The sequence below is a fragment of the Buttiauxella sp. S19-1 genome (assembly GCF_022134725.1).
Taxonomy (GTDB): domain Bacteria; phylum Pseudomonadota; class Gammaproteobacteria; order Enterobacterales; family Enterobacteriaceae; genus Buttiauxella; species Buttiauxella ferragutiae.
On sequence record NZ_JAHWLU010000008.1, the window covers coordinates 67,904 to 81,557 of the forward strand.

Sequence of the window (13,654 nt, forward strand, 5' to 3'; positions counted from 1 at the left end):
TCATGTCTCATTCATTACCGATGCTGCAAGTTGCGCTGGATAACCAAACCATGTCAGACGCATACAAAACTACGCGCCTGATAGCTGAAGAAGTCGACATTATTGAAGTGGGGACCATTCTTTGTGTCGGGGAGGGCGTGCGAGCTGTGCGCGATCTCAAGGCGCTCTACCCACATAAAATTGTACTGGCAGATGCCAAAATCGCCGATGCCGGGAAAATACTTTCGCGGATGTGTTTTGAAGCCAATGCCGATTGGGTGACCGTCATTTGCTGTGCTGATATCAACACCACCAAAGGTGCACTGGAAGTGGCCCGTGAATTTAACGGTGATGTGCAAATCGAACTGACCGGTTTCTGGACGTGGGAACAGGCACAGGAATGGCGCACCGCAGGAATCGAACAGGTGGTTTATCACCGAAGTCGTGATGCGCAAGCCGCTGGGGTGGCATGGAGTGAAGCAGATATCAGTGCCATCAAACGCCTTTCCGATATGGGCTTTAAAGTGACGGTGACCGGCGGCCTGGCTCTGGAGGATTTACCACTATTTAAAAGTATTCCAATCCATGTGTTTATCGCCGGGCGAAGTATTCGTGATGCGCAATCTCCGGTAGAAGCAGCACGCCAGTTTAAGCGCACTATCGCCCAGCTCTGGGGTTAAGGACGGCTCATGTTACATAAGCAAGTTCCGCTAGGTATCTACGAAAAAGCGCTCCCTGCAGGGGAGTGCTGGCTCGAAAGATTGCAGCTTGCCGCCAGCCTGGCGTTCGATTTTGTCGAAATGTCAGTTGATGAAACCGATGAGCGCCTGGCGCGTCTGGACTGGAGCCGCGAGCAGAGAATAGCGCTGGTTCAGGCTGTAGCACAAACCGGCGTTCGCGTGCCTTCGATGTGCTTGAGTGCGCATCGCCGTTACCCGCTAGGAAGCGAAGACGACGCGGTGCGTAATCAGGGGCTGGAGATAATGCGCAAAGCCATTAAGTTTGCGCAGGATGTGGGTATCCGCGTCATCCAACTGGCTGGGTACGATGTTTATTACCAGCAAGCTAACGATGAAACTCGCCGTCGCTTTCGTGAAGGTTTGACTCTGGCAGTCGAAATGGCGAGCCGTGCGCAAGTCACGTTGGCGATGGAAATCATGGACTACCCGCTGATGAATTCCATCAGCAAAGCGATGGGGTATGCACATTACCTGAATAACCCGTGGTTCCAGCTTTACCCGGACATCGGGAATTTATCCGCCTGGGATAACGACGTTCAGATGGAACTCGAAGCAGGGCGCGGACATATCGTGGCAGTACATGTAAAAGACACGCGTCCGGGGGTATTCAAAAATGTTCCCTTCGGCAGTGGGGTAGTGGAGTTTGAGCGCTGTTTTGAAACATTAAAACGCAGTGGCTACCGTGGCCCATATTTAATTGAAATGTGGAGTGAGACTGCGGCGGATCCGATTGCCGAAGTCATTGCCGCTCGCGATTGGGTATTGGCGCGAATGGCGGCGGCTGGGTTGCAGGAGGCCGGCGATGCAGCAGCTTAAACAACAGGTATTTGAAGCAAACATGGCATTACCGCGCCATGGTCTGGTGACGTTTACCTGGGGAAACGTCAGCGGGATAGACCGTGAACGGCAATACATTGCCATCAAGCCTAGTGGTGTAGCGTATGAACAAATGTCTGCGGACGATATGGTCATCGTGGATTTGAACGGTACGGTCATTGAAGGGAAGTATCGACCATCTTCGGACACTGCTACCCATCTGGCGCTTTATAAAAAGTACGCCGAACTCGGCGGCGTAGTGCATACCCATTCCACTCACGCAACCGCATGGGCGCAGGCTGGGCTCAGTATTCCGGCTCTCGGCACCACACACGCTGATTACTTTTTGGGAGATATTCCCTGTTCCCGCCCGTTGACCTGCGATGAAGTGCAAGGCGAATACGAGCTAAACACCGGCAATGTCATCATTGAAACGCTGGGCAGTGGTAATCCTTTGCACACGCCTGGTGTCGTGGTCTATCAGCACGGCCCATTTACGTGGGGAAAAAGCATTGAAGACGCCGTTCATAATGCAGTGGTCATGGAAGAAGTCGCACGAATGGCATGGATTGCACAGGGTATAAACCCGCAGTTAAAACCAATCGACAGCTATTTGATGGACAAGCATTTTCAGCGCAAACACGGCGCAAATGCTTATTACGGACAGCGTTAGTTGAGCATTATTAGGTATTACGCGAGCTCATTCGAAATACAGCTAGGTGGCAAGAGAGCGAATCCCCGGGAGCTTACTAAAGTAAGTGACCGGGGTGAGTGAACGCAGCCAACACCCCTGTATTTTGAATGAGAAAGCGTAATAAAAAGGCCCCCGCAAGCGGGGGCAAGTCAAACGTTGGCTTTCTATGTCGTTGTGGTATTCCTGGTGTTAACGCGTTACTTCATTACCTCATTGCATTCTATTACCGATAGATATCAGCGCTGATACGCATATTGCCGTTGCTATCTGGCTCTCTCATCAATATCGGGTGAAAGTACTTTGCTCCGTGCTGATCCGTGTCGCCATTAATCGCGACTTCGGCCTCTTGTTCGGTAGCAAAATTATGATTGATGTAAATCACCCCTAAGCTCATCACATCATCCATATTTTTTGCCTGATGGTTGTCTATTTTGATAGCGGCTGTCGCATTCACGCAAAGCAAAAGTGCAGCGACAAAGGCTAATGCGATAGTTTTCATATTCCGCTCCACTATACCCATAGCCCAGCGTTCTGAAGCAGCCAGGGTATACAACTTAGTGTGTTAGATGCGGTCGTCGCTCCTGTTAATAAATAGTGGCGGCCTATGACAGTAAGTGTAACTCCATCATGTTGAATAAAAAGCGACCATTTCTGATGGTGTTGGTCAAAAATTTAAAGTGATCTACGTCAAAGTTATAGATTTCACTGAGTTAGTACGCAGTTTAAATTTTAGCCTTCATGCAAAAGAATTAATTTCTGTATTGCCTTGAGTTTAGCTGGCTGCACTTGTATGATTACGCGTCAATTTTTTCAGCCGCCTTTATAAACACGTTCCTTGCTTCCATGGGCCGCGGCTGACCCTGACAGGAGGCTGAATAATCCGTAAGGAGCAATTCGATGCGTCATTACGAAATCGTTTTTATGGTCCATCCTGACCAGAGCGAACAGGTTCCGGGTATGATCGAACGTTACACTGGTGCAATCACTGCAGCAGAAGGTACGATCCACCGTCTGGAAGACTGGGGCCGCCGTCAACTGGCTTACCCGATCAACAAACTGCACAAAGCACACTACGTTCTGCTGAACGTTGAAGCTCCGCAGGAAGTGATCGATGAGCTGGAAACTAACTTCCGCTTCAACGACGCCGTTATCCGTAGCATGGTTATGCGTACTAAGCACGCTGTAACCGAAGCTTCACCAATGGTTAAAGCTAAAGACGAACGTCGTGATCGTCGCGATGACTTCGCTAGCGAAACTGCTGATGATGCAGATGCTGGGGATTCTGAAGAGTAATTTCCAATGACGGCCAACCGCCTGGTATTGTCTGGCACAGTGTGCAAGACGCCCCTTCGCAAGGTTAGCCCGTCAGGAATTCCTCATTGCCAGTTCGTGCTTGAGCACCGTTCTGTGCAAAAGGAAGCCGGTTTAGATCGGCAGGCGTGGTGCCGTATGCCAGTTATTATTAGCGGGCACGCACACTCAGCCATTACTCAAAGTATAACGGTCGGCACGGTACTCACAGTTCATGGTTTCATTAGTTGCCATCAGGCAAAAAATGGGCTGAACAAAGTGGTATTGCATGCCGAGCAGATTGAATTGATAGATTCTGGAGACTAGCCTAATGGCACGTTATTTCCGTCGTCGCAAGTTCTGCCGTTTCACCGCGGAAGGCGTTGTAGAGATTGATTATAAAGATATCGCTACACTGAAAAACTACATCACTGAAAGTGGTAAAATTGTCCCGAGCCGTATTACCGGTACTCGTGCAAAATACCAGCGTCAGTTGGCTCGCTGCATCAAGCGCGCTCGTTACCTTTCTTTGTTGCCATATACTGATCGTCATCAGTAATCGGCCACTGTCCATTAATGACTTTGAGAGGATAAGGTAATGCAAGTTATTCTGCTTGATAAAGTAGCAAACCTGGGTAGCCTGGGTGATCAGGTTAACGTTAAAGCGGGTTATGCTCGTAACTTCCTGGTACCACAGGGCAAAGCTGTTCCTGCTACCAAGAAAAACGTTGAATTCTTCGAAGCACGCCGTGCAGAACTGGAAGCTAAATTAGCTGACGTTCTGGCTGCTGCTGAAGCTCGCGCTGCGAAGATCAACGCACTCGAAACTGTTACTATCGCGTCTAAAGCTGGCGACGAAGGTAAACTGTTCGGTTCCATCGGTACCCGTGACATCGCTGACGCTGTAACTGCAGCTGGCGTTGAAGTGGCTAAGAGCGAAGTTCGTTTACCGAACGGCGTTCTGCGTACCGCTGGTGAGCACGAAGTGGACTTCCAGGTTCACAGCGAAGTATTCGCTAAACTGATCGTAAACGTTGTTGCTGAAGCGTAATTTTCGCTGATTCACACGTAAAGACGCCGGCCTTGTGCCGGCGTTTTGCATTTCTGTATCCGCTAAATCAAATCAGCTGTTAACGAGCACGCTCAAAGCTGCCATCCGGCTGGCGTGTAAACAGCACTTGTTGATCGTTACCAATATCAATTGTCAGCCCTGTCACCACGCCACTGGCATTCTGGCGAATCTGCACCATCTGCCCGGTTTGCAAAGTACTCAGCGGTTTATTGTTGCCCTCTACCTGCGCCATTGAATAAACATCAGCGGGCGGTAAATTATGATCGCGGAACAGCTGCGCCATGGTTTGCCCGGACTCTACACGGTATGAACGCCATTGCTGCTCTATATCATTATTGGCTTGTGGGGTTGGCGCTTGTGGTTGTTCCTCAACGCGAGAAGGTTCGACAGGCGTCGCTGGTTCAGTATTGGCTGGTGGGTTGACTAAGTGGGCACGAATTGGGGATTGCGATTCAATAGAGAGCTGCGCATCGCGGGTGACCGGACGGACTGTCTCATCAGGCATTGGCCACAGAAATCCTGCCACGACGACCAGTGTCGCAATAATAATGCCGCGGCGATGCAAGGCCGGCAGTGGGTCCATCAGCCGGATGTTATCGGGTGCGTGCCAAATCCGCGCAAGCCAGGGTTTAATAGCGAATCGCATCAGCAACACTCCTCATATACACAATGTGCTCTGTCATTATCCCTTCCATTATAGAACGCTAACTATTTGATGCATTGCACAATCCAGGTTTATGTGACGTTCTACTCGTCATCTAACTCGCTATTGCCACTGATATTTAGCATTCATTCAAACCATTGTTCCTGTTTCGTCTGCATTTGTCACCTTTGCCGCTTTTGCATTTTACCCAATAGATTGACGCTGCTATGCTGCTGGCCTGCTTTTAAATACATTAAAGGAAAACCCATGACGACCCCTTCTTTTGACAGCGTCGAAGCGCAAGCAAGTTACGGTATTGGTTTACAGGTAGGTCAACAACTCAGTGAATCTGGTCTGCAAGGCCTGCTGCCAGAAGCGCTGGTAGCGGGTTTGCGTGATGCTCTGGAAGGGAATGCTCCGGCAGTTCCAGTTGACGTTGTTCATCGTGCACTGCGTGAAGTCCACGAGCGTGCTGATGCTGTTCGCCAGGAACGCCAGAAAGAAATGGCTGTTGAAGGTCAGAAATACCTGGAAGAAAACATCTCCAAAGAAGGCGTGAGCAGCACTGAATCTGGCCTGCAATTCCGCGTTCTGACTCAAGGCACTGGTCCAATCCCAGCGCGTAAAGATCACGTTCGTGTGCATTATACCGGCAAACTGGTTGATGGCACCGTGTTTGACAGCTCCGTACAACGTGGTGAGCCTGCTGAGTTCCCGGTAAGCGGCGTTATCGCAGGCTGGATTGAAGCGCTGACTCTGATGCCTGTTGGCTCAAAGTGGGAACTGACTATTCCTCATAACCTGGCTTATGGTGAGCGTGGCGCTGGCGCGTCCATTCCTCCGTACAGCACCCTGGTTTTTGAAGTTGAACTGCTGGAAATTCTGTAAGCGTTCAAATAACCCTGCTTCGGCGGGGTTTTCACTTGCCTGAATATTAGTTCGCATTATTTTATTCTGGTTTTACTTCTGCATAAGGTGCTTTTGTGATGCAATTCTCGCTATTAGGGTGATTATGTACACAAAAACAACATAAAATTAACAATATTGTTTTTTTCAGATATTCACCCCATCAATTCTTCCCTATTATTGTCGCTGCCTTGCAGTGCAACATTTCGGCAACATCACATTTCAAAGGCCAGTAGAGCCTGAACACCACAGACAGACAGGAACATACAACATGGTAGATCAGATTAAAGTAGCTGACGTAGCTGAAGCTCCGTCCGAACAGTCGCTACGGCGCAACTTAACTAACCGTCACATCCAACTTATCGCCATCGGCGGTGCCATCGGCACAGGTTTATTCATGGGCTCGGGTAAAACCATCAGCCTTGCTGGCCCATCGATAATTTTTGTTTATATGATCATCGGATTTATGGTGTTCTTCGTCATGCGCGCCATGGGCGAATTGCTGCTATCAAATCTTGAATACAAGTCGTTTAGTGATTTCGCCGCAGACTTGTTAGGCCCATGGGCAGGCTACTTCACCGGCTGGACATACTGGTTTTGTTGGGTAGTCACCGGTATGGCTGACGTCGTGGCCATTACGTCCTATGCGCAATTCTGGTTCCCTGGATTATCGGATTGGGTTGCGTCAGTGGCAGTCATCCTGATACTGCTGAGCCTGAACCTCGCCACCGTTAAAATGTTCGGTGAAATGGAGTTCTGGTTTGCGATGATCAAAATTGTCGCTATCGTTGGGCTGATTGTCCTTGGCGGGGTGATGATTTTAACCAATTTCCACTCTCCGTCTGGCGTTGAAGCATCCCTCAATAACCTGTGGAATGACGGTGGCTGGTTCCCTAAAGGGCTGAGCGGCTTCTTTGCCGGATTCCAGATTGCGGTGTTCGCGTTTGTAGGCGTTGAACTGGTAGGGACAACCGCTGCTGAAACCAAAGACCCAGAGAAATCACTGCCGCGTGCGATTAACTCGATTCCGGTGCGTATTATCGTGTTTTACGTCCTGGCGCTGATCGTGATTATGTCCGTGACACCATGGCGTTCTGTGGTCGCAGATAAAAGTCCGTTTGTTGAATTGTTTGTTCTGGTCGGCTTGCCAGCTGCGGCGAGCATCATCAACTTCGTGGTGCTGACTTCAGCAGCTTCTTCTGCCAACAGCGGCGTGTTCTCCACCAGCCGTATGTTATACGGCCTGGCACAAGATGGTGCAGCGCCGAAGGCTTTTGCGAAACTGTCTAAGCGCGCGGTTCCGGCGAAAGGTTTAACCTTCTCCTGCATCTGCTTGTTGGGTGGCGTGGTGATGCTTTATGTGAATCCGAACGTCATTACCGCTTTTACGATGATCACTACCGTTTCGGCGATTCTGTTCATGTTCGTCTGGACGATTATTCTGTGCTCGTACCTCGTGTATCGTAAACAGCGTCCGCATCTGCATGAGAAATCTATCTACAAAATGCCGCTCGGTAAGCTGATGTGCTGGGTATGTATGGCGTTCTTCGCGTTTGTGATTGTGCTGCTGACGCTGGAAACGGATACCCGCCAGGCCCTGATGGTGACGCCATTGTGGTTTGCGGTGTTAGGTGTGTGCTGGATGTTTATCGGCAAGAAGCGCATTGCGGCAATGCGTAAGTAATTTTTTAGCCCTCACCCTAACGGTATGGTTTTCCCCCTCTCCCTGAGGGAGAGGGCCGGGGTGAGGGTTATCTTACTGATTTATTCCCCAGCTAACGCCCGTGGGAACAGCACATTATTCTCAAGACTAATGTGGTTCATTAAGTCATCAATCAATTCGTTAATCCCGTTATACATGGCTTTCCACGTGGTGCAGGCTTCTGGCGGTGGTGTCACATTATTGGTGGTATGTTTGATTACTTCCAGCAATTCACCCGCTTCATCATGCTCGCTTTCCATCACGCTAATTGGGCCGTTCGCCTGTGAACCCATACCTTGTTTGATCATCGGGAACAGGATCTGTTCTTCTTTCATCATATGGCTGCTCAGTTCCTGATGCAGCATGGTGAGATATTTCGCCAGGCCTTTCGGTACATTCGGTTTATCTGCATGTACGCGCTCAACTTTTGTTGCCTGAAGAATCAGCTCTGGTAGTTGTTCGCGGTGACGGTCGTGGTAACGCACCAGAATATGGTCGATGATTTCGGCCAGCGGTGCCGCACGCCACTCTTTCTCAACTGGTTGTTCAGCAAGCGTTGCTAGTTCTGCTTCAATCGCATCAAGATCCAACTCTTTACGTGTCGCTGCACGTTCAAGTGTCTGCTTTCCGCCGCAGCAGAAATCGAGATCCAATTTACGGAACAGCGCGGAAGCGCGTGGAATGGTTAAAGCCAGTTCACCTAAAGCCTGGTCGCGGAAAGCCATGAGCAAATACCTCGTTGTCGATAATATAAGATGCATATTAAATGCATCTTTATGTCGGCGCTATGACTATTTCGAGGTAAGACGCTATTTATCCGTCGTCATAACCACTTCAGCGATTGTACTTTTCTGCGGTTTCGTCAACACGGCCAGCACCACGCCCGCAACCAAACAGACGATGCCCAGTAATGTCATCAACGGCGGCCAGCTGTGGCGCAGCATAAATGTGTAAGCCAGTCCCGCCAGGGTTTCAAAGACGATTAACGGGCCGACGATTACCGTCGGTAAGCGCTGGCTGGCAATGTTCCAGCACAGCGCACCCAGCCACGAACAAAATAGTGCAATGGCTAACATCAACGTTAAAAAGACTTCCGGACGTGGACCAAAGGGCAGGGCAAAGTCGCTGTCGGTGCGAGACATCCACAAGCAAACCGCGATGTATCCGATAAATGAAAACGGCAATATAGAAAGCCCTTGCGCAGTTGCCCACATCAGCGGGTTTTTATCCGGATTCTCACGCAGCCAACGGGCATTTCGCAGCGCATACCACGCCCAGCAAGCGACAGAAATAAACGCCAGCCCTATGCCGCTGATATATCTCCACCAACTGAAATCGAGCTCGCCGGTGCGTAATTCGGCGGTATTCACCATTACCAGGCCCAGCGCGATAATCACCAGCGCAGGTGCCAGCCGGTGCCACGGGAGCTTGCCATCACGCTTGCTATAAAGCAGGTTGGCAAATACCGGAATAACGACCGGCAGCGTGCCGATAATCATGGTGGAAATGGGCGCCCCGGTGCGCTGAATCGCGCTGGCCAGGCAGACGTAATAAATCAGATTGCCGACGGTCGAAAGCTTGAGCGCGGTGAACCAGTCAGTGCGGGTCAACTGGCGCAGACGCTGGCGTCCAAACCAGGCCAACGGGAGCGCAATCAGCCCCAGCGCCAGATAGCGTCCGGTTGACTGCATTGCAGCAGGGTAATCAGGAACAATCAGTGGCCCTACGAAAATCAGCCCCCACATCAACCCAGCCAGCAGGGCGTACAACACACCAGTTAACATTTTCTTCATCCACTTAAATGCTTTGCATAGAGTGTAGGTGTGGACTGGAGGAAAATATTGTACCAGCTTGCGGTATTGCTAACGGGCGACCTGCTTTTGATAACGCACCGGCGTGATGCCATAACGCTGGGAAAAGGCGCGAGTCAGATGGGCCTGATCGGTGAGCCCGCTAGCAGCGGCAACTTGAGCGGCGGGCATCCCATTCGTCAGGAGTCGCTTGGCGTGCCACAGGCGAATCGCCATCAGCATCTGATGCGGCGTGGCGTGGAAATGGGCTTTGAACATGCGTTGAAAGTGATAAGGACTCAGCGAAACCACGGCGGCAAGCTCATCAAGCGTTACTGGGTGCATATAATTATCGTGCAGATAGTCCCGAATTTGCTCAAAACGATGCGCCGACTCTTGCCGCGTCATGGGTAAATGGTGAGCATAAGGCTTAAACGTATCGATAAGATTCAGCAACAATCCTTGCTGAGCCAGCGGATCGTTTTCGTTCCATAACCCGTTAATCAAGCGTGATACGTGGCTCGCCCGTAGCGGATCGCAAGTGACCACTTCATTAAATGACCAGTTACGCGAACCCGTCACCGCTTCGAGAATGTCCGGTTCGAGATAAATCATGCGGTACTGCCAGCCATCTTCGGTAGCCGCTTCACCAGTATGCAGTTCATCAGGGTTCATCAACACTAACGAATCCGTGGCGGCGACATGCTGCACACCGCGATAACGAAAACGCTCGGCCCCCATAGTCACAGTGCCAACACCAAAGGCTTCATGAGTGTGCGGTTCAAAGGCGTAACGAGAAATATGCGCGTGATAAAGCTCAACGCCGGGCAGCTGTGGCAGATGCCGGAATTGAGCGTGGTCTTTTTCATCACTGAACTGTTCAGGAACGCCTTGCACATTAATCTCCGTCAGGACACCCCGTAAGTATAGGGATGTCCTGGTTTAACGGAAAGTTAACAATTACAGCGCAGAACGCACGCTTTCGGCAAGTGAGGTGGTTGGGCGGCCAATCAACTGACTCAACTGGCGGCTATCCTCGAACAGGCCACCTTTCGATGCGCCAGCATCGGAGTTTGCCAGCATTGCGGCTAACCCTTCTGGCAGGCCAGCACCCAGCAGCGCCGCTTTAAAATCAGCTTCTGGCAGGTTTTGATACACCACGGTTGTGCCGCTTTGTTTCGTCAATTCTGCCGTCAGCTCAGATAGCGTCCAGCCGTGGTCGCCAGCCAGTTCGTAAACTTTGCCCGCCTGGTTGTCGAGGGTCATCACTTTTGCGGCAGCAGCCGCATAATCTGCACGCGTGGCCGAGGCGATTTTGCCTTCTCCGGCGCTGCCAATAAATGCACCATGTTGCAGTGCTGGCGGCACGCTGGCGAGGTAGTTTTCGGTATACCAACCGTTGCGCAGCAGCACAAATGGAATGCCTGATTGTTTAAGCATTTCTTCGGTTGCGATGTGTTCATCTGCCAGACCGAGCGGTGAAGAATCGGCATGCAGCAAGCTGGTGTAAGCAATCAGTTTCACGCCCGCTTCTTTGGCGGCTTCAATCACGTTGTGGTGCTGAACCGCACGTTGACCGACTTCGCTTGAAGAGATCAGCAGCAGTTTTTCAACGCCACGCAGCGCTTGCACCAGCGCGGTTTTATCTTCATAGCTGGCCGCACGAACCTGAACGCCACGCTCAGCAAATGCCTTAATTTTTGCTGGGTTACGCACAATAGCAACCAGTTGGTCAGCAGCAACAGTTTTCAGTAATTCCTCAACAACGAGTTGGCCCAGTTGGCCGGAAGCTCCGGTAATCGCGATCATGATAAATCTCCTGTGGGGGTTCTGCTTAAGTTGTGCCACACTATCACCAGCACTAACTTTAAGTAAGTACGCACAAAAAGGTAAGTATGAAATGAGTGAGATTGAGAACCGCCCGTTGTCGTTAACCGAGCAAATGCGTGATGGCAATTTGTTCGCCGAACAATGCCCGTCGCGAGATGTGTTAAAGCACGTCACCAGCCGTTGGGGCGTGCTGATTCTGGTGGCCTTGCAGGGTGGTACACATCGCTTTAGCGACCTGCGCCGTAAAATGGGCGGGGTGAGTGAAAAAATGCTCGCGCAAACGCTGCAATGGCTGGAAGCCGACGGTTTCGTGAATCGCAAATCCTACCCGGTGGTACCGCCTCATGTGGAATACAGTTTGACGCCGTTGGGCTGTGAAGTGGCTGAGAAAGTGGCTGAACTGGCTGATTGGATCGAAGGGAATTTGCCAAGGGTAATGGCGTCCCGCAGTGAGCGGGACGCGTGAGTGATTACTTACTCAAATCCAACTGATAAATCGCAAAGCCGATTTCGTCGTTGCCAACGTTTTTCATCGGATACTGGCCTTTATCTTTGATAAAGGTGGTGGCTTTCTCCGACGGTGAAGTTTCAAAGCGAATATCTAATTTCTGATTACTGTGGATTGGCGCAAGGCGCCAGTTGTTATCGGCAGCTGGGTGAATCTCTTTGCTCGCGGTAATCCAGTTCGCCAGCACCGAGCGGTTCTCATCCGGCGAGGCGAAAGCGATATGGCTATCACCGGTACCCGCAAACTTGCCGCCGTAAGCGCGATAGTTATTGGTTGCCACCAGGAAAGTCGCGTTCGGGTCGATTGGCTTGCCTTTGAACGTCAGCCCTCTAATACGCTCGGCCTTCGGGTTCACCATCTGGCATTCGCCGTCGTAACGCGCCGGTTGCGACACATCAATCTGGTAATCCACGCCGTCGATAACATCAAAGTTATAGGTGCGGAAACCATCCCAGTTGATCAGCGACTGCGGTTTGCTGCTGTTCACATCAATCTGATTAAACTGCCCAGCGGAACACTCCAGCCATTCCTTCACCTCTTTGCCGGTGGCTTTTACTACCACCAGCGTGTTCGGGTAAAGATACAAATCGGCGGCATTACGGAAGGTGAGCTGGCCTTTTTCCACTTCAACAAAACTGGCTGGGTCATTCTTACGCCCGCCGACTTTGAACGGTGCCGCAGCAGACAGCACCGGCAAATTCGCCAGATCCGGGTCGCCCTGAATGTATTTTTCAACGTAGGCGAGCTGCGCGTTATTGACCACTTGCACCGTCGGGTCATCCTGAACCAATGCCAGATAGCTGTACATATTGTCGGAGGATTTGCCGATTGTCTTGCTGACAAACTCGCGCGTGGCGTCGTGATCGTGTTTCATCACTTCCACCAGTTTGGCGTCTTCTGGCACCAGCGCTTTCTTCGCTACGCTGTCGTAGATTGGGCGTGCTTCTGCCTTGCTGCTGGTGACCTTCCACGAGCCGCTATCGTTGTTCAGCACCAAATCAACCACGCCAAGATGGTCGCCCCACATTCCCGGCATCACCGCCGGAATACCGTTCAGCGTGCCTTTATCAAGATCAACACCTTTGATATTGGCAAAATCTTTGCCAGGGAAAACAGCATGAGCGTGGCCAAACAGAATGGTATCTACACCCGGAACTTCGCTGAGGTAATAGACGGAATTTTCAGCCATCACATGATATGGGTCGCTGGACAAGCCGGAGTGGGCGATAACCACCACTAAATCCGCCCCATTTTTACGCATCTCAGGCACATACTGGCGGGCGGTTTCGGTAATATCTTTAACCGTCACTTTGCCTTCCAGATTGGTTTTATCCCACGTCATAATTTGTGGCGGCACAAAACCGATATAGCCAATGCGCAGCGTTTGCTCTTTGCCGTCTTTATCTTTCACTACCGTTTCTTTGATGACGTAAGGCGTGAACAGCGGTTTATTGGTTTTGGCATCAATGATGTTGGCATTCACATAGGGGAATTTCGCCCCGGATAACGCCATATGCAGGTAATCCAGCCCATAGTTAAATTCGTGGTTGCCGAGGTTGCCGACGGCGTAATCCAGCGTATTCAGCGCTTTATAAACCGGATGAATATCGCCTTTTTTCAGACCTTTGGCCGCCATGTAATCACCAAGCGGGCTACCCTGAATCAGATCTCCGTTATCCACCAG

The 13,654-nt window shown here is 50.9% G+C and carries 17 protein-coding genes; 10 read left to right on the top strand and 7 right to left on the bottom strand.

All coding sequences use genetic code 11. The features are described from left to right. The first annotated feature begins 2 nt into the window (after positions 1 to 2). Genes MES37_RS03685 through MES37_RS03695 form a run of 3 tightly spaced genes read left to right on the top strand, consistent with a single transcriptional unit; the run spans position 3 to position 2,208 of the window. The gene (locus MES37_RS03685; protein ID WP_121814462.1) at positions 3 to 659 is read left to right on the top strand and encodes a 3-keto-L-gulonate-6-phosphate decarboxylase UlaD; all 657 of its coding nucleotides are present in this window, start codon (positions 3 to 5) and stop codon (positions 657 to 659) included. Between the two features lie 9 nt (positions 660 to 668). Next, positions 669 to 1,535 (top strand): L-ribulose-5-phosphate 3-epimerase, encoded by an 867-nt coding sequence (locus MES37_RS03690; RefSeq protein WP_064540706.1) that lies wholly within the window; start codon positions 669 to 671, stop codon positions 1,533 to 1,535. Beyond that, positions 1,522 to 2,208, top strand: a complete 687-nt coding sequence (locus MES37_RS03695) for an L-ribulose-5-phosphate 4-epimerase (protein ID WP_133522966.1) — start codon at positions 1,522 to 1,524, stop codon at positions 2,206 to 2,208. The genes MES37_RS03690 and MES37_RS03695 overlap by 14 nt, the downstream gene beginning before the upstream one ends. Before the next feature lie 244 nt (positions 2,209 to 2,452). Here the strand turns inward: MES37_RS03695 and yjfY are convergent, their stop codons facing one another. Next, positions 2,453 to 2,728, bottom strand: a complete 276-nt coding sequence (gene yjfY, locus MES37_RS03700) for a DUF1471 family protein YjfY (protein ID WP_064540699.1) — start codon at positions 2,726 to 2,728, stop codon at positions 2,453 to 2,455. A gap of 398 nt (positions 2,729 to 3,126) precedes the next feature. On the opposite strand from yjfY, the gene rpsF reads away from it, so the two are divergent. Genes rpsF through rplI form a run of 4 tightly spaced genes read left to right on the top strand, consistent with a single transcriptional unit; the run spans position 3,127 to position 4,570 of the window. Then, positions 3,127 to 3,522: a 30S ribosomal protein S6 gene (gene rpsF, locus MES37_RS03705; protein WP_034492828.1), complete on the top strand. Its 396-nt coding sequence runs from the start codon at positions 3,127 to 3,129 to the stop codon at positions 3,520 to 3,522. Positions 3,523 to 3,528: 6 nt separating this feature from the next. Beyond that, positions 3,529 to 3,846, top strand: a complete 318-nt coding sequence (gene priB / locus MES37_RS03710) for a primosomal replication protein N (RefSeq protein WP_064540696.1) — start codon at positions 3,529 to 3,531, stop codon at positions 3,844 to 3,846. Between the two features lie 4 nt (positions 3,847 to 3,850). Further along, a complete protein-coding gene (rpsR, locus tag MES37_RS03715; protein WP_002210155.1) occupies positions 3,851 to 4,078 on the top strand; it encodes a 30S ribosomal protein S18 in 228 nt (75 codons plus the stop codon). Positions 4,079 to 4,117: 39 nt separating this feature from the next. After that, on the top strand, positions 4,118 to 4,570 hold the full coding sequence (rplI, locus tag MES37_RS03720; RefSeq protein ID WP_064515713.1) for a 50S ribosomal protein L9: 453 nt from the start codon (positions 4,118 to 4,120) through the stop codon (positions 4,568 to 4,570). A 79-nt stretch (positions 4,571 to 4,649) separates the two neighbouring features. On the opposite strand, the gene MES37_RS03725 is transcribed toward rplI, so the two are convergent. Then, on the bottom strand, positions 4,650 to 5,237 hold the full coding sequence (locus MES37_RS03725) for an OapA family protein (protein WP_443106409.1): 588 nt from the start codon (positions 5,235 to 5,237) through the stop codon (positions 4,650 to 4,652). 264 nt (positions 5,238 to 5,501) lie between these two features. On the opposite strand from MES37_RS03725, the gene fklB reads away from it, so the two are divergent. Together fklB and cycA are read left to right on the top strand one after the other, a co-directional pair. Next, positions 5,502 to 6,122 carry an FKBP-type peptidyl-prolyl cis-trans isomerase gene (fklB, locus tag MES37_RS03730; RefSeq protein ID WP_064540691.1) on the top strand — a complete coding sequence of 207 codons (621 nt, stop codon included), beginning with the start codon at positions 5,502 to 5,504 and terminating at the stop codon, positions 6,120 to 6,122. A 289-nt stretch (positions 6,123 to 6,411) separates the two neighbouring features. Continuing rightward, positions 6,412 to 7,824 carry a D-serine/D-alanine/glycine transporter gene (gene cycA, locus MES37_RS03735; RefSeq protein ID WP_064540688.1) on the top strand — a complete coding sequence of 471 codons (1,413 nt, stop codon included), beginning with the start codon at positions 6,412 to 6,414 and terminating at the stop codon, positions 7,822 to 7,824. Positions 7,825 to 7,904: 80 nt separating this feature from the next. Here the strand turns inward: cycA and ytfE are convergent, their stop codons facing one another. The 4 genes from ytfE to MES37_RS03755 form a co-directional block, all read right to left on the bottom strand. Further along, positions 7,905 to 8,567 (bottom strand): iron-sulfur cluster repair protein YtfE, encoded by a 663-nt coding sequence (gene ytfE, locus MES37_RS03740; RefSeq protein WP_064540685.1) that lies wholly within the window; start codon positions 8,565 to 8,567, stop codon positions 7,905 to 7,907. A gap of 84 nt (positions 8,568 to 8,651) precedes the next feature. After that, on the bottom strand, positions 8,652 to 9,626 hold the full coding sequence (locus MES37_RS03745) for a DMT family transporter (RefSeq protein WP_232887188.1): 975 nt from the start codon (positions 9,624 to 9,626) through the stop codon (positions 8,652 to 8,654). Positions 9,627 to 9,704: 78 nt separating this feature from the next. Next, positions 9,705 to 10,529, bottom strand: coding sequence for an AraC family transcriptional regulator (locus MES37_RS03750; RefSeq protein WP_064540679.1), 825 nt, complete (start codon positions 10,527 to 10,529; stop codon positions 9,705 to 9,707). Between the two features lie 63 nt (positions 10,530 to 10,592). Next, positions 10,593 to 11,441, bottom strand: coding sequence for an SDR family oxidoreductase (locus tag MES37_RS03755; protein WP_237930085.1), 849 nt, complete (start codon positions 11,439 to 11,441; stop codon positions 10,593 to 10,595). Between the two features lie 91 nt (positions 11,442 to 11,532). On the opposite strand from MES37_RS03755, the gene MES37_RS03760 reads away from it, so the two are divergent. Next, complete coding sequence (locus tag MES37_RS03760; RefSeq protein ID WP_064540672.1) at positions 11,533 to 11,928, top strand: winged helix-turn-helix transcriptional regulator; 396 nt, start codon at positions 11,533 to 11,535, stop codon at positions 11,926 to 11,928. Positions 11,929 to 11,932: 4 nt separating this feature from the next. Here MES37_RS03760 and cpdB read toward each other — a convergent pair. Beyond that, positions 11,933 to 13,654 (bottom strand): 2',3'-cyclic-nucleotide 2'-phosphodiesterase (cpdB, locus tag MES37_RS03765; protein WP_237930087.1); only part of this gene is annotated, 1,722 nt, incomplete at its 5' end.